Source organism: Pyxidicoccus sp. MSG2 (assembly GCF_026626705.1).
In the GTDB taxonomy this organism is placed as follows: Bacteria; Myxococcota; Myxococcia; order Myxococcales; family Myxococcaceae; genus Myxococcus.
Genome location: NZ_JAPNKC010000001.1, coordinates 12,819,931 through 12,838,972 on the forward strand (window position 1 = coordinate 12,819,931; position 19,042 = coordinate 12,838,972).

General features: G+C 69.2%; 17 protein-coding genes. 9 read left to right on the forward strand and 8 right to left on the reverse strand.

The annotated features are described in order from the left end of the window. Positions 1–158 precede the first annotated feature (158 nt). From OV427_RS48480 to OV427_RS48490, 3 genes are all read right to left on the reverse strand, one after another. Complete coding sequence (locus OV427_RS48480; protein WP_267863072.1) at positions 159–626, reverse strand: ester cyclase; 468 nt, start codon at positions 624–626, stop codon at positions 159–161. 263 nt (positions 627–889) lie between these two features. Beyond that, complete coding sequence (locus OV427_RS48485) at positions 890–2,455, reverse strand: hypothetical protein (protein WP_267863593.1); 1,566 nt, start codon at positions 2,453–2,455, stop codon at positions 890–892. A 158-nt stretch (positions 2,456–2,613) separates the two neighbouring features. Continuing rightward, positions 2,614–3,048, reverse strand: a complete 435-nt coding sequence (locus tag OV427_RS48490) for a hypothetical protein (protein WP_267863073.1) — start codon at positions 3,046–3,048, stop codon at positions 2,614–2,616. A 336-nt stretch (positions 3,049–3,384) separates the two neighbouring features. Here OV427_RS48490 and OV427_RS48495 point away from each other — a divergent pair, with 336 nt between their 5' ends. Continuing rightward, a complete protein-coding gene (locus tag OV427_RS48495; RefSeq protein ID WP_267863074.1) occupies positions 3,385–5,250 on the forward strand; it encodes a serine/threonine-protein kinase in 1,866 nt (621 codons plus the stop codon). 20 nt (positions 5,251–5,270) lie between these two features. Here OV427_RS48495 and OV427_RS48500 read toward each other — a convergent pair whose 3' ends face one another. Beyond that, a complete protein-coding gene (locus tag OV427_RS48500; RefSeq protein ID WP_267863075.1) occupies positions 5,271–6,221 on the reverse strand; it encodes a hypothetical protein in 951 nt (316 codons plus the stop codon). A 209-nt stretch (positions 6,222–6,430) separates the two neighbouring features. Here OV427_RS48500 and OV427_RS48505 point away from each other — a divergent pair, with 209 nt between their 5' ends. Beyond that, positions 6,431–7,459: a hypothetical protein gene (locus OV427_RS48505; protein ID WP_267863076.1), complete on the forward strand. Its 1,029-nt coding sequence runs from the start codon at positions 6,431–6,433 to the stop codon at positions 7,457–7,459. A 1-nt stretch (position 7,460) separates the two neighbouring features. Here OV427_RS48505 and aac(3) read toward each other — a convergent pair whose 3' ends face one another. Further along, entirely contained in the window at positions 7,461–8,261 is an 801-nt protein-coding gene (gene aac(3) / locus OV427_RS48510; RefSeq protein WP_267863077.1) for an aminoglycoside 3-N-acetyltransferase, read from the reverse strand. Positions 8,262–8,353: 92 nt separating this feature from the next. Here aac(3) and OV427_RS48515 point away from each other — a divergent pair, with 92 nt between their 5' ends. Beyond that, complete coding sequence (locus OV427_RS48515; RefSeq protein WP_267863078.1) at positions 8,354–9,607, forward strand: cytochrome P450; 1,254 nt, start codon at positions 8,354–8,356, stop codon at positions 9,605–9,607. Positions 9,608–9,709: 102 nt separating this feature from the next. On the opposite strand, the gene OV427_RS48520 is transcribed toward OV427_RS48515, so the two are convergent. After that, a complete protein-coding gene (locus OV427_RS48520; protein WP_267863079.1) occupies positions 9,710–10,069 on the reverse strand; it encodes a hypothetical protein in 360 nt (119 codons plus the stop codon). A gap of 210 nt (positions 10,070–10,279) precedes the next feature. Between OV427_RS48520 and OV427_RS48525 the strand changes: the two genes are divergently transcribed. Beyond that, positions 10,280–11,449 carry an FIST signal transduction protein gene (locus OV427_RS48525; RefSeq protein ID WP_267863080.1) on the forward strand — a complete coding sequence of 390 codons (1,170 nt, stop codon included), beginning with the start codon at positions 10,280–10,282 and terminating at the stop codon, positions 11,447–11,449. Continuing rightward, a complete protein-coding gene (locus OV427_RS48530; protein ID WP_267863081.1) occupies positions 11,446–13,716 on the forward strand; it encodes an ATP-binding protein in 2,271 nt (756 codons plus the stop codon). The genes OV427_RS48525 and OV427_RS48530 overlap by 4 nt, the downstream gene beginning before the upstream one ends. Before the next feature lie 105 nt (positions 13,717–13,821). Here the strand turns inward: OV427_RS48530 and OV427_RS48535 are convergent, their stop codons facing one another. Further along, positions 13,822–14,667 (reverse strand): hypothetical protein, encoded by an 846-nt coding sequence (locus OV427_RS48535; protein ID WP_267863082.1) that lies wholly within the window; start codon positions 14,665–14,667, stop codon positions 13,822–13,824. Positions 14,668–14,770: 103 nt separating this feature from the next. Between OV427_RS48535 and OV427_RS48540 the strand changes: the two genes are divergently transcribed. The 3 genes from OV427_RS48540 (at position 14,771) to OV427_RS48550 (ending at position 17,449) form a co-directional block, all read left to right on the forward strand. Beyond that, positions 14,771–15,721 (forward strand): ATP-grasp domain-containing protein, encoded by a 951-nt coding sequence (locus OV427_RS48540; protein WP_267863083.1) that lies wholly within the window; start codon positions 14,771–14,773, stop codon positions 15,719–15,721. 85 nt (positions 15,722–15,806) lie between these two features. Further along, entirely contained in the window at positions 15,807–16,691 is an 885-nt protein-coding gene (locus OV427_RS48545) for a LysR family transcriptional regulator (protein ID WP_267863084.1), read from the forward strand. A 131-nt stretch (positions 16,692–16,822) separates the two neighbouring features. After that, complete coding sequence (locus OV427_RS48550) at positions 16,823–17,449, forward strand: CHRD domain-containing protein (RefSeq protein ID WP_267863085.1); 627 nt, start codon at positions 16,823–16,825, stop codon at positions 17,447–17,449. Positions 17,450–17,535: 86 nt separating this feature from the next. Here OV427_RS48550 and OV427_RS48555 read toward each other — a convergent pair whose 3' ends face one another. Beyond that, complete coding sequence (locus OV427_RS48555) at positions 17,536–18,153, reverse strand: hypothetical protein (protein WP_267863086.1); 618 nt, start codon at positions 18,151–18,153, stop codon at positions 17,536–17,538. Between the two features lie 121 nt (positions 18,154–18,274). Here OV427_RS48555 and OV427_RS48560 point away from each other — a divergent pair, with 121 nt between their 5' ends. Further along, positions 18,275–18,970, forward strand: a complete 696-nt coding sequence (locus OV427_RS48560) for an expansin EXLX1 family cellulose-binding protein (protein WP_267863087.1) — start codon at positions 18,275–18,277, stop codon at positions 18,968–18,970. The last annotated feature ends 72 nt before the right edge of the window (positions 18,971–19,042 follow it).

Here is a 19,042-nt window from a genome sequence, read left to right on the forward strand (position 1 = left end):
CGACCGCGACCGGCGAGTGGACCCGCTCCGGCATCCCCTCGCTGGACTAACTCTACTGAGAGCTGGCGCGACAGCCCCCGGGTCCGTTCATGACCCCGGGGGCTCGCTCCTCGCGGGCACCGTCATCCCGGTCCATGTGTGAAAGCCGCTGCGCCCAATCAGTGCCGGGCGTCGGGCCTGGAGGCCTCCGCCTCCCGGGCGAGGCCGGGCCGGGCGCCGATGCCGAGCTGGGTCATGAAGCTCAGCGCGTCGTAGTACTGGCGCATCTCGGCGATCTTCCCATCGCGGAGCTCGAAGACCTCGATGAGGCGTATCTCGATGGCGCGGTTCGAGGGCGGAATCGTCACGTCCCCCGGCCCCTTGAAAGGGCCTTCGTGCGTACCCCGCCCGGTGATTTCCGCGACGACCCGGTCTCCCTGGACGATGAGGTTGGTGACGTCGACCTTCCCGTCCGGCAGAGCGGTGGCCCAGCTCTCACAGTGGTCGATGAGCTTCTCCGTCTCGTCGAAGGGGATGCTCTGCACGATGGCATCCGCGTGCATCACGGTGCGGACGAGGTCGAGGTCCTTCTCATTGAAGGCCCGGTAGAACTCCCGGATGACGGCCGCATTGTCGAGGGTTGCCATGATCGTCGTCCTCCTCCAGACGCCACCGAGCGGAGGACCGTGCGCCCGGCCGTGCCGTCACACGCTCCGGCTCCGTGCTCCTGAGCCGATTCCCCTCGACTGAGTTCGGGACGAGGGCGCCCGTTTGCAAGGCCCTCTCCCGAACCAGCCCGCTCCCTCACGTGGGCTCCTCTCGGGGCCTTCAGCGCCCCCCTCTCAATGCAGGCAGCTGGCGCAGGGGCCAGGTGCACGCGCCATCCACGACAGACGGCGGCGATGATGCATCAGTAGTTCCATGCGACGCAGTCCGTCGTCGTGCGCGTGACGAACTCGGCCAGCGTGCGCATGTTCCTGACGAACGTGCTCGTGTCGAGATAGTCACCGGCGGTGGCGCCGCTTCGCGGGCCACCCGGGCTGTACGTCGTGATCCACTTCTCGTTGTTCACCGTCGTGTCGACGGCTTGCGCCGTGTCGGCGCGGAGCTTCTGGCACGAGCGCTTCATCACGGTCGTATCGCTCGCCAGCCGGTCGTACTCCGCATGGATCGCGGCGAGCTGCGACGGGACCTCCCAGGCGTAGTTCTGGTAGGTCGGCGGCGCAGGAGAGAACTGGACCGGGTAACCGCCTGGCTTCACCGTGTAGAAACCGATGTTCGACGGCGAGGTGTCGTCGAGCTCGATGTAGCGGTGGATGAGCGTGTTGCCCGCGGAGTCGACAGTCTCGAGGTACGCGAGCGCAGTCCCGACCGCGTCGCGGTTCGCCGGCACGCTCGGGTCGAGCTGGTAGAGGCGAAGGAGCGCCCACATGACGTCCTGACTCTCCTGGCCCGCGATCGCCGGAGCCTCCCAGTTGCGCGCCCAGCGAGGCTGCATCTGGATGTCGTACTGCTGCGCCCAGGCAGGCTGTGGCTGTGGCATCTGCGCATGGCGAAGGAAGTCACCGAACGCGGTGAGCATGGCCTGATAGGTCGTGGCCCGCGCGGGATATATCTCCCTTGCCCAGTACAACATCTCCACGAAGGCCGACGCGAGGTTGTCGTTCAAGGTCGGGTCGTCCCAGTACTCTTGGGTGTAGGCGTTCGCGTAGCAATTGGCGAGGCCACACGAGGTCCCGATCGAGGGCGGATAGCCCGCCGCCAGCGCCGGGCGCGCGGCGACGGGACCGGCGAACCCCTGTGGGAAGCCGCCATGCGTCGGAAACTGCGAGGTCTCCACCCGCGCGCGGGCGTAGGTGGAGGAGCCGGAGATCGCCGTGTTCGCGAACCCGAGGAGCTGGTCCGTGCGCATCATCGCAATGAGCGCATTCTGTGTGGCCTGGTCGTCGTAGGTCGTCGTCGTACAGCCGCCGCAGCTGCAGCTTGCCGTGGTGTTGAGGTAGCACGCCTTCAACGTCGGCGTCGGTTTGAAGTCCGCGTAGAGGCGCCAGCCCCCCGACTTTATCTGCCCGTGACGCAGCGCCATCGCCGCGTCCGCCGCGTAGGTCTTGAGCACCGGTGTTGCCGGGTCGGCGAGTGCAGCTTCGACGAACGCGATCGTCACGTCCGACGTGCCCGGCGACTGGATCATGATCTGATCGTCGTCGAGCTGGATATCGCCCCAGCGCTCGCTCAGGTTGGCGGCGTTGTGGTGCCACGCATACCCGCCGTTGCGCGCGACCACATCGTGAAAGTACTTCGCCGCGTTCCGCATGCGTCCGAGCGCCTTCGTGCGGAGCGGAGTCGTGGCCCCCTGCCCCGCCTCGCCGAGCCCGATGGTGGTTTGTGGGCCATCGCCCTCCAGCTCGGAGTCAGCCGAAACGCAGGCGGACGTCGCGATGGCAGGGAAGAGAACGAGCGCAAAACGTATTCTCATGAATTGCACGTTTAGCACAGCTTGCCCGGTCGCGACGCGTGGCACCGGGAGGCTGAAGGATGTGGCCTGGCACCAGCCCCGGGCCAGAGCTGCCCAGGGGCCATGCCCATGGGAGGAAGCAGCCCTCCCATGGGCCTTCGCCCATCAACCTGAAGTGACTAGAAGCCCACGCGCGTCATGGTGAACGGCACCGGCGACACGCTGCCGCCCTTCACCAGGACGATGCCGGTGATCTTCCCGGTGAGGGTGCTGCGCTGGATCTGGCTGATGGCGTAGAAGTCCCGCTCCGCGCCCGTCGGAGTCTTGAAGACGATGAGCGCGCCCGTCGCCGGGTTGTTGGGCAGCGCCCAGAAGGTACCCGTCTCCGTGTTGCAACCGTAGATGGGACACGCGCGGCTCACCGTGCGGACGTAGCTCCCCTCCACGTGGTCCACGTACTCCACGCCCGTCAGCGTCATGGAGGTGAGCTCCTCCGCGGCCGCCGGCGGCCAATAGCGCGTGTAGGTCCCCAGCAGCCCGGAGAGGCTGTCCGGCGACTCGTACACCGCGGACTCCGCCGTCTCCAGCGACTCCGCGCCCTCGGGCGCGGGCACCCGCGGCTCCTGACCGCCACAGCCAACGAACAGCCCAAACCCGACGAGCAGCCCTCCAAGACGTCCAATCGAATGCATGTGTTCCCCTGAGGTGTGGTTGTGCAACGCGCCCCTGAACTGAATGATGATTCAGGTTTCATGAAAACTACCGGCGCATCACGGGTCGGTCCAGAACCATCCGGGTCACGGCAACGCTGGAAATGGGCGCCAGTCGTTCTTGCTGAGCCTGACCCGCTTCGGCGGTGAGCAGCCGAGCACGCCGCAGGGCCCGCGCGTCCTGGCCGCGCGGCCGGCCCTTTGTGTGCCGCCCGCGACCGGGGTGGTAGGGTTCCTGCCGTGAGAGCGGAAAAGGTGTACTCGGTCGTCAAGACGCTGGGCCAGGGAGGGATGGCGAAGCTGTTCCTCGCCTACTCGCACCTCCGCCGCGAGAACGTGGTCCTCAAGCAGATGACGCTGAAGGCCGACGAGGCCGGCCGCCGGAGCTTCCTCAACGAGGCGCTCCTCAGCCTGAAGCTCACGCATCCCAACATCGTCCGCGTCTACGACGTCTTCGAGAGCCAGGGCCAGCTCTTCATCGAGATGGAGTGGATTCCGGGCCGGAGCCTGGAGCAGCTCCTCCGGGCCCGCGCGGCCTCGGGGCTCCCCGCCAACATCGTCTGCCGGGTGATGTACGACGTGTGCCAGGCGCTGCATGCGGCGCACCACGCCACGGACTCGCATGGCCGGCGGCTGGAGGTGGTGCACCGGGACGTCAAGCCGTCGAACGTAATGGTGGGCCTGGGCGGCGTCACCAAGGTCATCGACTTCGGCATCGCCTGGTCCGCGCGGGCGACGGCGCCGGCCGCGCATGAGCTGTTCTTCACGCCGGGCTACCTCGCGCCGGAGCGGGCGGTGGAGCTGCTCAGGTCGGTGCCCGGGAGCGATGAGGGCCTTCCGTCGGAGCCGATACCGGTGGATGGCCGGAGCGACCAGTTCTGCGCGGGCGTGCTCCTCTTCGAGATGCTGACGGGCCGGCTGCCCATTCCTCCGCCCGCGGATGTCTCCGTCTCCGTTCCCAGCCAGGTGGCGCACTGCCAGCAGCTCGCACGGTGCCAGGTGGACGTGTCGGCGCTGCCGCCGGGGCTGGCGGACGTCGCCGCGAAGGCCCTCGCGCGCAGGCCGGAGGACCGCTACGGCTCGTGTCAGGAGATGGCGGAGGCCCTGGCGCGGGCCTGTCCCCTGGCGAGCCCGGAAGAGGTGGGACGTTTCCTGCGCGAGTGCTTCCCCGAGGCGCAGCGGGAGGCGGAAGAGGGCCAGCGGGTGCCGGATGCGACCGCGGAGCTCCGCACCCTGGCCATTGGCGCCATGCCCGGACCCGCCGTCCTGGAGCCGCGAAGGGCGCCGCACGTGCCTTCACTGCCCGGTGCCCGCGGAGAGCCCGCCTGGGCCACCGCGGGGGCACTGAACGGCGGGAGCCAGGACCTCCCGGCACCGCCGCCCGAGCGCAAACCGTCGCGGTGGGGATGGGGCCTGGCCTTCGTCCTGGTGCTCGGTGCGGCCGGAGCGGTGATGCTCCGAGAGGATGGATGGCAGTCGGTGGAGGCGGTGCTCCGTGAGCACGGGGGGCCCGTGCTGGATGCGGTGCTCGGTGGGAAGGAGGCGCCGCCGGGGGAGCCGGTCACGCCGGTGCCCGCGCCCGCCGAGGTGCCACCTGCGAGTCCCGTGGCGCAGCCGGAGACAGCTCCGGAGGTGCCGGCCCGCGAAGCCCCCTCCGTCCCGGCCCCGCCGAGCAGGAAGAAGGAAGGACGGCATGGCACGGGGGCCGCCGCCATGGCCGCCGGGGTGCAGCCGATGGAGCCACCGGTCATGGGCAGCGTGGACGCGGGCAGCCCCACCCAGGCGGAGCCTTCCCTGAACACGGAGGCCGGAGGCACCCTCGTGGACGACGCGGCAGGTGGAGGCGCGCCTCGCCTGGAGAAGCAGGCGGAGCCCGAGGATGCAGCCCCGGGCGACGGCTCCCCGGCGGGAGCGCTGGAAGCGGACACAGGCCGGGCCGAGGCGCCCGTCTCCGGCGAGGTTCCGCCGCCGCCCTCGGATGAGCCCCGGCCTTCGAGTCCGGCGACGGAGGGCGGCGCGCGCGATGCGGAGGCCGCTCCGCCGTCAGGGGCCGTGGCTGCGCCCGATGCCGGTGTGGAAGCCGCGCCCGGCCCCCAGGAGCCCTAGAGAAGCCGCCGCATCACTGACTACGGACTCGAGGTCGACAGGTTGGGCATGGCAATCCAGCCCCAGTGACCGGACTGGACATAGCCATACAGGAAGCTGAGGCGGGTCGAGACCTGCACCGCGCTGCCGGAGCTGCAGTCGTAGAGCGGCAGCGAGACGGAGTGCTGGACCTGCGCGCGCTTGAAGTTGAGCCCCGTGTTGTTCGGGTAGACGGCCTTCGTCGGGGACCCCTTCCCTGGCAGGTTGGTGATGAGGTTGATGCGGCCATTGCGCCCCAGGTAGTGGACGGCCAGGTTGTTGGCGGGGCAGTTGTCGGTGATGTGCAGCCCGTCGTAGGGCACGTTGTTCGACGGGATGATGTACCAGTCGCTGTACGTCCCACCCGGGTCGGGGGCCGGCCGGTAGTTCTGGGTCAGCCAGTTCATGATGTTGGTGTAGCCCGCGTCCAGCTGGTCGGGACGAATCCAGCCGCTGATGCCGCCGTTGTTCGTCGGGGCCGAGAAGGCCATGGCCAGGTAGTTCGGAGAGACGGTGGAGATGGTCCTCCGCGTCCCCAGGTTGATACGGACCTGCTGCCCCGCGGCCACGGTGCCCATCACATTCCCGAGGCTGTCGTAGACATTCGCGGCCGAGGTGGTCTTGAAATAGAGCGTCTTCGAGTTGCGATTGCACAGGCGCGGCCGGGGATCACACTTCATGCCTCCCAGCTCGCAGTTGTTGGGTGTGTTGGGTGAGTCCACACCGGGGCTCCCGGTTCCGCAGGCCGCGGAGTCCGCGACGGAGCACGGGTTGGCGGCCCAGTCCGCCGTGCACTCGCCATCCAGCTCCTGCTCCGCGGAGGCGACTTCGTCCCGTCCCTCCACCGCCGCGGGCGGCGTCACGTCCGCGCCGCAGGCCGTGAGCACGGAGACCAACACCCCCAATCCCCAGTGACGAGTGAGAGTCATCCGCGTGTTTTCAATGATTGACATGGTGCCGGATCCTTTATTCGAGCCTCACTCCAGTACGACAGGGCAATCCTAGCGATAGCAGCTTTACAGGAAAAGCATGACTGCCTCCCTGGTGAGGTCGTCAACAACCTCCACATGGGCCACCGGGCACCGCGGAGCTCTGGCGCGGCGCCCAGCGTTGAGGGCGGGCGCGGTTTCACAGGCGAGGGGCCCCGGGCGTCCTGCTGTCCATGGACGACTCGACGAAGGCCTCCTCGCGGACCCACGCGTGGACCCAGGACCCGCTGGTGGCCGAGGGCGAGGGATTCATCCAGCCCCAGCAGCGCCCCCTGGCCCAGCTCCCCGTCTTCTCTCATCCCTGGGCCCTCGCGTTCAGCGCTTCCGGGCCTGGTGACACGGGCCTCCTGCTCATGCAGGAGAGCGCCGAATTCGACGCACAGCTCCAGGTCCTGCCGGGCTTCCTGCCCCAGGCCCTCGGGGTCCACCGGATGGGCGACTACGACGCCGAGCTCGTCATGCGCGCGGCGGATGACCCGGACCGGCCCGCCTCCCTCCCCGCCGACGCACAGCTCCAGCTGGGCGTCGTGCGCGGGAGCCCGTTGCTCCACTTCACGGCGTTCAAGCTCCCCAGGGTTGCCTTCAAGTTCACGAATGGCTCGCCGCGAATCAGCTTCGGCACCCTCGACGTCGGCGGCACGAAGATCTCTTGCTGCGTGCAGCAGAACACGGTCCTGTTCTTCCCGAGCGGCGCGGCCCGCTACCAGAGCGCTTCGACCTCCGACTCGATGCTGACCTTCGACGACGCGACGGCCAGCAACTATTTCGTCCTGGGCACGCTGCCCGACAACTGGTTCGACGATGGCTCCGCGCTCACGCAACTGGCCGAGGCCGCGTTCTCCTACCCCACCGGCTCCACCGTCACGTACACGTACGACTCCACCGGACAGACGGTGGACGTGACGTACACGCTGACGACAGCCAACGTGCTGGGCTTGCCGGTGAACACGGCGGTTCACGGCCTCCTGCCGGGGCACTACCTGCCGAGCCCGATGCAGGACAACACCCCCGTGCTGCAGGGGAACCCGGTACCGGTCCGGAGCAAGGCCGGCAAGCCGATGCGCTTCCTCACCGTGCGCGGAGAGCTCAGGGTCTTCGCCGCCAGCAGCTTCACCTGCCGCTACGCACACCCGGGCATCCCCTCCTGGGTGCCGCCCCTGGACGCGGGCGACCCGCAAGGAAGGGCCCCGTTCGAGAAATGAGTCAGCGTGCGTGCGCTTCCAGCCAGGCCACGCCGCACTTCACCAGGTGGCGTGCGTCGAACAGATGGGACAGCCCCTGCGCGACCCGGCCCGCGCGGCCGCCCCCCTCCGCGAGGCACTGCTCCGCGATGGCCGTGAAGTAGTCCTCTCCGGAAGCGAGCAGCGCGTCCGTCACCGGCTCGCGGGTGTCGAACTCCTCGAAGTCCACCCAGCGCCGCTCGCCGTCCACCCACATGGGCCGCTGGTACCGCGTGATTCGTTTGCCGGGGATGTTCGCCACGTGCTCCGCGTGATGCAGCACCGTCAGCGTGTCGAGCGGCGCGCCGAGCATCAACACCTTGCCGCCCGCCTCCGTCAGCTTGTGCAGCGGAGAGCCCGCGCCATACCCGTACTGCAGCGGGTGGTCCGCGCAGAGCCACTCCGCGCGCGCACCTATCGCCGCCACGCCGGCATCCGGGTGGTCGCTCCGGACCGCCCCGGGCCAGGTGCGAATCGTCTCCGCGAGAATCCCATGGTCCCGGCTCGCTCGCGCGATGCGCTTGTCGAACGTGGGAATCTCCTCACGCAGGCGCGCGTCCTCGAAGTCCTCCGGTTCGACCCCCATCTCCCAGTCCATGTACGCCATCACCGTACCGTCGGCGCCCACCGTGTCGAGCAGCGCCTGCACCACGGCATTCACACCGCCGAGCACGGGGCCCAGGCTCCGGAGGCCGGCATGAACCATCACCCGCTCGCCAGCACCCAATCCCATGCGGCGCAAATCGTCCGTCAAGCTCGTACGCGTCGCGGGCGTCCTCGTCATGGTCCTCCAGGCCTCCTACCTCGGGAACATAGAACGAGCGTTCATATTGAACTCCAGTGAATCCAGTGAAGCGTGTGTTCTATGATCGAGGCATGACCAGTCAGAATGCGCGCGCCGGAGATGCCGTGGCCGCCTTCAACCCGATGGCGCCGGACCAGATTGAGAACCCCTACGCGCTGTACGCGCGGCTGCGCCGCGAGAACCCCGTCTTCCACAGCCCCATGTTCGACCTGTGGGTCGTCACCCGCTACGAGGACATCGCCGAGGTGGAGCGGGACACGGCGCGCTTCTCCTCGGTGGGAGCGCTCGATGCCCGGGCCGAGCCGCACCCCGAGGTGCGCAACATCCTCAAGCAGGGCTACTCGCAGTTCCTCTCCCTCGTGCAGAGCGACCCGCCGGACCACACGCGCATCCGCGCCGTGTTCGGCCGGGCCTTGAGCGCCCAGCGTATCGCCGCGATGGAGCCCTCCATCCGGGCGACGACGAACGGGCTCATCGACGGCTTCGTGGACGACGGCCAGGGGGACCTGGTGCAGCAGTTCGCGTATGCGCTGCCCGCCTTCGTCATCTGCGACCTGCTCGGCGTGCCGCGCGCGGACATGCAGCAGCTCAAGGGCTGGTCCGACGACAAGACGCTCTTGATGTCGGCGACGGCTCCCGTCGAGCAGCAGGTCGAGAGCGCGCACGGCTTCATCGCCATGGAGCGCTACTTCAAGGAGAAGATCCACGAGCGCAGCCGCAAGCCGCGCGAGGACCTGCTCACGCTCCTGGTTCCGCAGTCGATGGGAGGCACCGCGCCATTGAGCGAGCAGGAGGCGGTCTGCAACGCCATGGACCTGTTCTCCGCCGGCCACGAGACGACGACGGGCCTCATCGGCAACGGCGTGTGGCTGCTCCTCAACTCCCCCGAGCAGCTCAAGGAGGTGAAGGAGGACCCGAGCCTGCTGCCCGGCGCCATCGAGGAGATTCTGCGCAAGGAGCCGCCCGTGCGCGGCTTCTTCCGCCAGGTGACGGCGGACACCACGCTCGGCGGTGTCTCGCTTCCGAAGGGCTCGCGGCTGTTCATCCTGTACGAGTCCGGCAACCACGACGAGACGCAGTTCCCCGAGCCGGACCGCTTCGACATCCGCCGCGCGGACGCGAAGAAGCACATGGCGTTCGGCAAGGGCATCCACTTCTGCGTGGGCGCCCAGCTCGCGAAGCTGGAGGGGCGGATTGCCTTCGAGCAGCTCCTGAAGCGGCTGCCCAACCTGCGGCTGCGCACGGATGAGCCCACGGTGCGACGGCCGTACCTCATGCTGCGCGGCTTCGAGCACCTGCCCATCGCCTGGGACGTGCCGGCGTAGGGCTCTCGTCAGGGAGGCGGGCTCGAGGGTGTTGACCCGCGCCGCTTCGAGGAGGACTCGAAGCGGCCGAGCCACGTCAGGCGCCTGGCCCGCGTGGCGGAATCAGAGTGGCGAGCAGGTGGAACAGACGGGCTTGATGAGCTTCCAGCTCCCGCACGTCGTCGGGCCGTCGCCGCTGCGGGGCTGCTGGCAGCACCGCTCGTAGTACGTGCCCGGGAGCCCGAAGCCTCCTCCGGCAACCGTGGCGCAGTTGCCACAGGCCGCGGCCCACTCCGTCTTGCCCTGGATGAAGCCCACCACGGTGGTGGAGCTGGTGCACAGCGGCGTCGAGCCGATGCTCTGCTCGACTTCATCCACCGTCGAAGGCGTCTCTTCCTGGGTCTGGGGCTCCGCCGGACCACAGGCCGCGAGCGCCAGCACGAGGCACGAAGCCGACGCCCAGAGAATCATCTTCCGATGCATGACAGGTCTCCTGAATTGGGTGAGCCGGGCCCTGGACCGGGTGTCCTCAAGGTTCCGGTGTTTCTCACTATACCGAAAGGGAGGGGCCAACTGAGCCAGCGTGGGCCATGTCGCGTGGCCCCCGAGCGCTCTCACGATTGCGTGCCGTCCCGGAGGTGCGCACCTGCATGAAGAGGGGCGGTAGCCCCCGCGACGGGGGGAGCGGCAGGGATGGGAGTGGCACTGCATATCGGGGCGAGCGACGCCCTGGAGCCACGCCTCGCGGCCGAGACGGCGGTGTGCCAGGCACTGGAAGGCACGGAGGCTCCCGTGCTGGCGCTCGCCTTCTGCACGGAGCAGTACGACTCCGCGGCCCTCGCGGGCGCGCTCGGACATGAGTTGGGGAGCATTCCGTGGGCCGGGTGCTCGGCGGCCGGTGTCATCGCGGGGGAGCGGCTGCTCTGGCAGGGCCTGGTGGTGGGAGTCCTCGCCGGGGACGTGCGGGCGGGCGTGGGCGTGGCGGGGCCGGTGAGCCGCAGTCCCTTCGAGTCCGGCCGCAAGGCGGTCGAGGACGCCCTCATGGGCTTCGGCGCTCCTCCTCCCGAGCGCCGCCGCGCGGTCATCCTCCTGCCGGATGCCTTCAGCGCCAACGGGTGCCAGGTGGTGCAGGGCGCCACCCGCGAAGCCGGGGCCGGGGTGGCGTGGGCGGGCGGCGGCGCGGGCGACAACCTGCACTTCGTCCGGACCGCGCAGTTCGCCTTCGGCCACACCTACCAGGACCATGTGGTCGCGGTGGTGCTCGATGCCGACCGTCCCTTCGGCGTGGGGCTGCAACACGGATGGAGCCCCTATGGGCCTCCGGTACTGGCCACCCAGACGCGAGGCCCGGCCGTGGTGGACCTCGACTTCTCCAACGCCTTCGACGTGTACCGCAGCACCGCCGCGCACCGGGGGGACGCGGTGGGCCGCGACGACTTCAGCCACTTCGCCATGCTGCACCCGCTGGGCATCCCCGGCGCCGCGGGCAGCTATGCCATCCGAGACCCCCTCTCCGTGGAGGCGGATGGCGCCCTGCGCTGCCTGGCCGAAGTCCCGGACGGCACCCTGCTGCGGGTGATGGAAGGCGACCCCGAGGCCCTCATCGCCGCCGCGGCCCTGGCGGCGACGGAGGCCCGGGAGCGTGTCGGCGGGGAGCCGGCCTTCGCGCTGGTGTTCGACTGCGTCTCGCGTGCCCGCGTGCTGGGCCCGCGCATCATGGAGGAGCTGCGCGCGATGCACACCGCGCTCGGAAGGAAGGTGCCGATGATGGGGTGCCTCACCTTCGGTGAGGTGGGCTCCTTCGGGGTGTCCCTGCCCCAGTTCCACAACAAGACCTCCGTCCTGCTGTCGCTGCCGGCATGAGTGTCAGTCCTTCCACGCCCTCCTTTCAATCCAACCCGGGAGTGACGCCCAGCCCTCCGGTGGACGCCGTCTCACTGGCGAGCGTGATGCAGGAGTTGACCCGGGCCGCGCTCGACCTGTTCGACGAGGCGGGCGACCTGGATGGCTTCCTGCAACACCTGGCCACCCGGCTGGGCTGCCTCGTCGTGCTGTGGCTGGAGCAGTCCCCCGAGGGAGCGGTGCGGCTGCTGGGCTCCGCGGGACTGTCGCGCACCTCGCGCGCGCTCCCCCTCACCGCGGGGACGGAGGCAGGGCCCGAGCGCGCCCAGGCGGTGGTGCACTGGGGAACCGTCGACCTTCCCTACCCCGAGCTCACGTCGTCCTCGCTGACCGTGTGGCAGTTCCCGTTCCAGCAGGTGCCCGAAGGAGGCCCGCCCTCGGAGTTCCTCCTCTTCTTCGAGTCCTCCCGGCCACTCTTCGCGCAGTACTTCGGGCTGGTGCAGCGCCTGCTCCGGGTGGCGGAGAAGGCGCTGGACCACCGGTGCCTCGATGCGCGCCTGAGACAGAGTGAGCACCGCCTCTCCGAGCAGATGCTGCTCCTCGAATACGAGAACGAGGCGACACTCGACGGCATCCTCATCGTCTCCGCCGACGGGCGCATCGTGAGCCGCAACCGGCGCCTGCTCGAGCTGTGGGGGCTGACCGAGGACGAGGTACGGCGCGGGGGCTCGGCCCGCACACTGCTGCTGGTGTCCGCCCAGCACGTGCGGGAGCCGGCGCGCTTCTTCAGCCTGGTGCGCCAGCTCCTGTCCGCGCCGGAGGGGACCTTCACCGACGCACTCACCCTGCGGGACGGACGCAGCCTGGAGCTCTTCAGCGCTCCGCTGCTGGACCAGGCGGGCCGGGTCTTCGGCCGCGGCTGGTACTTCCGCGACATCACCCAACGCAAGCAGGCCGAGGCGGAGCGGGCGGGACTGCTCGCCCGTGAGCAGGCGGCACGGCAGGCCGCGGAGTCCGCGCGCCAGCGCTCGTCCTTCCTGGCCGAGGCCAGCCGCCGGCTCGCGAAGCACCTGGACGCGGACAAGGCGCTGGCGCAGGCGACCGGGCTGGCCGTTTCGTTCCTGTCCGACTGGTGCGTCGCCCTGCTGGTAGAGGACGACGCCCTCTGCGTGCGCGCCGCCGCCCACCACTCGCCCGAGGGCGTGGAGCAGGTGGGCGCCTTGAGACAGCTGCGGGTGCCGCTCGACGTGCCCGAAGGCGCGCCGCTGGTGGCGCATACGGGCCGCTCGGCGATGGTGCGCGGCGGAGACGCCACCGTGCCACCCCTGGCGCCCCTGGGCCTGCGGGAGCCCGCGCACCTGGAGCTGCTGCGCGAGCTGGGCGTCTCCGCGTGGCTGTCGGTGCCGCTGGTGGCGCGCGGACGGACGCTGGGGGTGCTGACGCTCGTCTCCACCGGGGAGACGCACCGCTGGAGCCCGGAGGACGTGGAGCTCGTCGAGAACCTCGCCGCGCGCGTGGCGCTCGCGGTGGACAATGCGCGCCTGTACGAAGAAGCGCAGCGGGCCATCCGCGTGCGCGACGAGTTCCTCTCGGTGGCGGCCCACGAGCTCTTCACGCCGTTGACGTCGCTCCGCCTCACCGTGCAGGGATTGCAGCGCGGTGCGGGGGTCGCTCCGACACCGCCCTCGCCGGCCGTGCTGAGAATCGTGGACCGGCAGACGCACAAGCTGATGCGCCTGGTGTCCGAGCTGCTCGACACCTCTCAGCTCCGGACGGGACGTCTCAACCTCCACCTCGAGGACGTGGACCTGGGCCAGGTGGTGCGGGATGTGGCCGAGCAACTGGGTCCGGAGCTGGAGCGGACCGGCACGACGCTGACGCTGGACGTGGCCCAGGGCGTGGTGGGGCGGTGGGACCGGCTGCGGCTCGAGCAGGTGGTGCAGAACCTGCTCTCCAACGCGGCGAAGTACGGCGAACGCAAGCCCGTGGAGCTGCGGGTGATGGCGGATGAGGGGCTCGCCCGACTGGTGGTCATCGACCATGGGATGGGCGTCCCACCCGAGGACCAGGAGCGCATCTTCGCCCCCTTCGAGCGTGCGACTTCCTCCCGCCACTTCGGGGGGCTGGGCCTGGGGCTGTACATCGTCCAGCGCATCGTCCAGCAGCTCGGGGGGAACATCCGCCTGAGGAGCGAACCCGGCCAGGGCTCGACGTTCGAGGTCGAGCTGCCGCGAACGCCCCTTCCCTCCTCCCGCGCGCCGCCTTCCGAGGCGCGGCAACTCCACTGAGGCAGAGGACGTTCACCTCCAACCCACGCCCGTACCGGGCGCACCCAATGAAAAGGGCCGGAGGCTTTCGCACCCGGCCCTCGGACAGCTGAATCGACGGTAGCGCTACTTCGCGCCGCCCTCTTCGCCCACGGCGAGCGTGGTCACGGGGCCCGTCGGCTTGGTGCCGCCCTCTTCGCCCACGGCCAGGGTGGTCGTCGGAGGAGGCTTGATGCCGCCCTCCTCACCGAGCGCCTTGGTGGTCATCGGAGGAGGCTTGATGCCGCCTTCCTCACCGACGGCCAGCGTCGTCGCGGGGCCGGAGGGCGGAGGAGGCTTGATGCCGCCCTCCTCACCGAGCGCCTTGGTGGTCATCGGGGGAGGCTTGATGCCGCCCTCCTCACCGACGGCCAGCGTCGTCGCGGGGCCGGAGGGCGGAGGAGGCTTGATGCCGCCCTCCTCACCGAGCGCCTTGGTGGTCATCGGGGGAGGCTTGATGCCGCCCTCCTCGCCCACGGCCATGGTGGTCGTCGGAGGGGGCTTGGTGCCACCCTCCTCGCCCACGGCCATGGTGGTCGTCGGAGGAGGCTTGATGCCGCCCTCCTCACCGAGCGACTTCGTGGTCATCGGAGGAGGCTTGATGCCACCCTCTTCACCGACGGCCAGCGTCGTCGCGGGGCCGGGGGGCGGCTTGGTGCCGCCCTCCTCACCGAGCGACTTCGTGGTCATCGGAGGAGGCTTGATGCCGCCCTCCTCACCGACGGCCAGTGTCGTCGCGGGGCCGGGGGGCTTGCTGCCACCCTCCTCACCGAGCGACTTCGTGGTCATCGGAGGAGGCTTGATGCCGCCCTCTTCACCAACGGCCAGCGTCGTCGCGGGGCCAGGCGGCCTGGTGCCGCCCTCCGGCCGGGTCGGCGGCCTGGGCGTCTCGTACTTGATGAACGGCGGTGCCTTCGGAATCTTGGTGGTCACGAAACTCTCCCTGCGAACACCAGGATTGTCGGCAGTAGGTATTTGTAGTTGCCTGAGAAAAAGCGATACCTCCGGAAACACCCGGTGGCCTGGGGGCACGGCCTTGAGAATTGGCATCTTCGGTGACGGCAATGACCCGCAGTGCGCGGCGGTGGCGCACGAGGCGGGAGTCCTCGGAGCGGAAGCGGTCATCATCGACAGTGAGGCCCTGGAGCACGGCTGGCCGCTGTCCATGAAGGACGACGAGACCTGGTACCTCGGCCAGCGCGTGGACGACCTGCGGGGCTTCTACCTGCGCTTCGTCCCCGCCCCCTTCGTCCCGGCCCTGGAACAGAACGGAGAGCTGGTGCTCTACCAGGACTGGCACGACCACTTCATGCAGACGCGCGAGCGCGCCTCCTACTTCGTGGCGTGGCTGCTGAAGCTGGCCCACCAGGGCGCCACGCTGGTCAACGGCCCGCACGCCGCCAGCGTCATGCAATACAAGCCCTTCCAGCTCCACGCGCTGCGCAGCCTCGGTGCGCGGGTGCCGCGCACGCTCATCTCCAATGACCCGGCCGCCATCCGCGCCTTCCACGCCGAGGTGAAGGACGTCATCTTCAAGCCCATCATGGGCGGCGCCATCACGCGCACGCTCGATGCCGAGGCGCTGGAGCGACTGGAGGCCGTCACGGCCTCGCCCGTCATCTTCCAGGAGCGGGTGCGTGGCGACGACCTGCGCATCATGCTCGTGGGTGACGAGGTCGTCTCGTGCGTGGCCATCGAGACGCCCGAGCAGCACCTCGACTTCCGGGCGGACCCCATCTACAGCGAGGGCCAGGCCAGCTACCGCGAGGTGCCGCTGCCCGAGCCGGTGAAGGACTTCTGCCGCCGGGCGGCGCGCGCGTGCGGCCTCACGTTCGCCGGCATCGACATCAAGCACCACGGAGACGACTACGTCTTCCTGGAGCTCAACAGCTCGCCCATCTACCTCGACGTGGAGGTGAAGCTCGGGCACCCCATCAGCCGCACCATCGCGAAGGCCGTGGTGGAAGGTGCGCGCACCGCGCGGTAGTGACCACTCCCCCCCATCGCCGAAGTCGACGATATGCGACTCGAAGGGCGTACCGTTCTCGTAGAAGCGGCAGCGAGGCAAGAGCATGGACCTGGAAGAGCTGCGGGCCTTTCTCGATGTCGCGGAGACGGGCTCGTTCCTGGCCGCCGCGGACTCCCTGGGAGTGTCGCGCACGACGTTGAGACGCCGCGTCGAGGCGCTCGAGGCTCGCGCCGGCGTACCGCTCCTCAAGAGCACCCGGTCGGGCATCGTCCTGACAGAGGCCGGCACGGTGCTCGCCCAGCGCGGGCGCATCATGATGCAGGAGACGAGCGCGTTGCTGGCGTCCATCCGCGAGGTGGGCCAGGACCCGACGGGCCTGCTGCGGGTGGTGCTGCCCGTCGGGCTCCCGCCGCACCTGCTCACCCCGCTCTTCGGCGCGCTGCGCACCACGTACCCGCAACTGCGCGTCCACGCCCGCTTCAGCAACGACCCGCTGGGCGAGCCCCTGGACGACGTGGACATGGCGGTCCACTTCGGCGAGGCGCTGCCCAGGGGGCCGTGGCTGTCGCACGAGGTGCTGCGGGTCCGTGAAGGGTTGATTGCCAGCACGGAGTACCTGGAGCACCGGGGCGTCCCCCGCTCCATGGAGGACCTGAAGGGCCATGAGCTCTTCTCGTGGGAGGCACCGGGAGAGGACGCTCGCCTCTGGCCCTCGCTCCGTGGAGCGCTGTTCAGCGTGGAGCCAGCCCTCATCACCCCGGACATCCACTTCATCCGCTCATGCTGCATCGCCGGGCAGGGCATCGGCCTGGTCCCCAGCGTGGAGCTGGCCGACCCCGGCGGTGCCGGAGAGGTGCTGGTGCCCGTTCTGCCCGACGTCGTGGGGCGAGAGCGCCCGCTCCGCATCAGCGTGCCCGAGGCGCTCTCCGAGATTCCCAAGGTCAAGCACGTGCTCTCGCACATCCGAGGCTTTCTCGACCCACTGTGAGCCCTGGCGTCACGGAGCTTACGCGGCGCGTTGCGAGATAACGGCCATCGCCTGTCCACCTTCGGCCATCACCCACGGCCGGCCCGGGCTACTCCTGGGGTGCTCATTCCGCGCTGGAGCCCGCCATGCACATGCCGACGCGTCTCGCCCTCACGGTTGCCCTGCTGACCCTGTCCGCCCACGCCAAGGAGCCCTCGGTCGGGGCGACGACCTTCACCGTCTACGAGGCCTTCCTCAGCCCCGCGCAGGAGCCCGGTGAGGAGTCGGAGACGCCGAAGCTGCTGGAGAAGAGCCTGGGGGCCACGGCGCCGTCCACGCCGCGCGAGAGTCGCAAGTCCCGGGGCTGGGGACAGGTCCGGTTCGCCAAGGACCTGAGCCGGGCCTACGTCGACGTGCAGATTGACGGGGTGAATCCCGCCGACATCCTCATGTTCCACATCCACTGCGGTCCGCCCGGAGTGCTGGGCCCCGTCGTGGTGAACCTCGGTGAGCACGGCAGCCTGCCGACGACGTTGGCCAGTGGGAAGATGTCCCTGGAGCTCACCAACAAGGACATCGTCTTCATCAAGGACATGAAGGGCATGAAGGCCGGACTGCCGGAGAGCTGCCCCGCCGAGCTGGGGTTCGCGACCCAGACGAAGACGATTGCCGGCCTGGAGTCCCTGGCGAAGAAGGGCGTGCTCTACTTCAACCTCCACACCAAGGCGCACACCTACTACGGCGAGATGCGCGGGCAGATCTACGCCGCCCAGCCGTAGACGCCTGGCAGCTCGCGCGGCCCGCGCCGTGGCGGCTCCTCTCGCACGAGCGGAGCTGCCACCTTCAGCACGACGAAGCCCGTCGCTCAGTACGCGACGACGGTGCGCGGCGTGGTGCTGGTGAAGAAGTCCGCGTAGGTGGCGACGTAGTTGCCGCCGCTGCCCGTCTCGCCGCTGATGACCCCGGTCTTGGTGCCGCTCGCCGTGAGGGTGGTGCCATCCGCGAGGATGGCCAGCGAACCCGTGTAGATGCGGCCCGAGCCGAACATGCCCGCCGAGAGGCCCTCGCTGCGCACGAAGGTCATCGTCTCCGGGTCCACGTGCAGGAGGGACAGCAGGCTGGGCGCGCTCCCGCTCGGGGAGGACTTGTAGACGTAGCTCACCGCCACGCCCAGGTCGTTGGCCGCCAGGGACAGGACGGGCGAGAAGCTGGTGGACGAGCCCAGCAGCAGGCTCGCCTGGGCCCACGGGCACGTGGCCGAGGCCGCCCGGTTCAGCCGCACGTCATAGACCGGAGGCAGCGTGCCCGGCCGCTGGATGGAGAAGATGTTGAAGCTGCACCCACGGGAGGTCCCCGCCGTCAGCCCCGCCTCCTGTGTGGCCAGCTCCGCACCCGGCTCCTGCTGAGACTGGGGCTCCTGGCCTCCACACGCGACGAGTGCGACCGAGACACAAAGGTAGACACCACGCTTGAACATTTCCATGCGCTTGCAGCCTCCTTGATTGAGAGGCGCGCAAGGTACCAATCTTGAGAGTCATTGCATTAACAATCTGTCTGCTACAGGACTGATAGCCAGCGCCGTTTGCGGGTATGATTCACGGCGTATGCGCTCACTCCGCTCCCAGTCCCGATCCCTCCTCCTTCCCCTCGCCGCCGCATTCCTCGCATGTGGTGCGTGCAGCAACGACCCTTCCGGCGGCGGCACGCCGCTGGGTGAGGAGGTGAAAGGCATCGCCACCTTCTACGACGCCACCGGCGCCGGCAATTGCAGCTACGAGGCCGGCGGCGACCTGATGGTGGCGGCCATGAACACGCCCCAGTACGACGACAGCGCGGCGTGCGGCATGTGCGTGGACGTCCAGGGCCCCAAGGGCAACGTCCGCGTGCGAATCGTGGACCGCTGCCCGGAGTGCGACACCGGCCACCTGGACCTGAGCCGCGAGGCCTTCGCGAAGATCGCCGACATGCAGGCCGGCCGCGTCAACATCACCTGGACGCCGGTGTCCTGCGATGTGGCCGGCAACCTCGAGTACCACTTCAAGAACGGCAGCAACGCGTGGTGGACCGCCATCCAGGTCCGCAACCACCGGCTGCCCATCAAGAAGCTGGAGTGGAAGCGCGGCACCGGCGGGTGGAACGACGTGCCCCGCGAGGACTACAACTACTTCGTCAACGGCAACGGCATGGGCGACGGCAGCTTCCAGCTCCGCGTCACCGCCTCCGACGGCCAGCAGGTGGAGGACACGCTCCAGAAGGTGCTCGACGACGACAGCGTCGAGGGCTCCAGCCAGTTCCGCTGACACCTGATACGCTCCTGTCCTCAGGTTGCAGTTGCATCAAGCCGGCACTTGGACAGGAGGACCCTTGAGCAA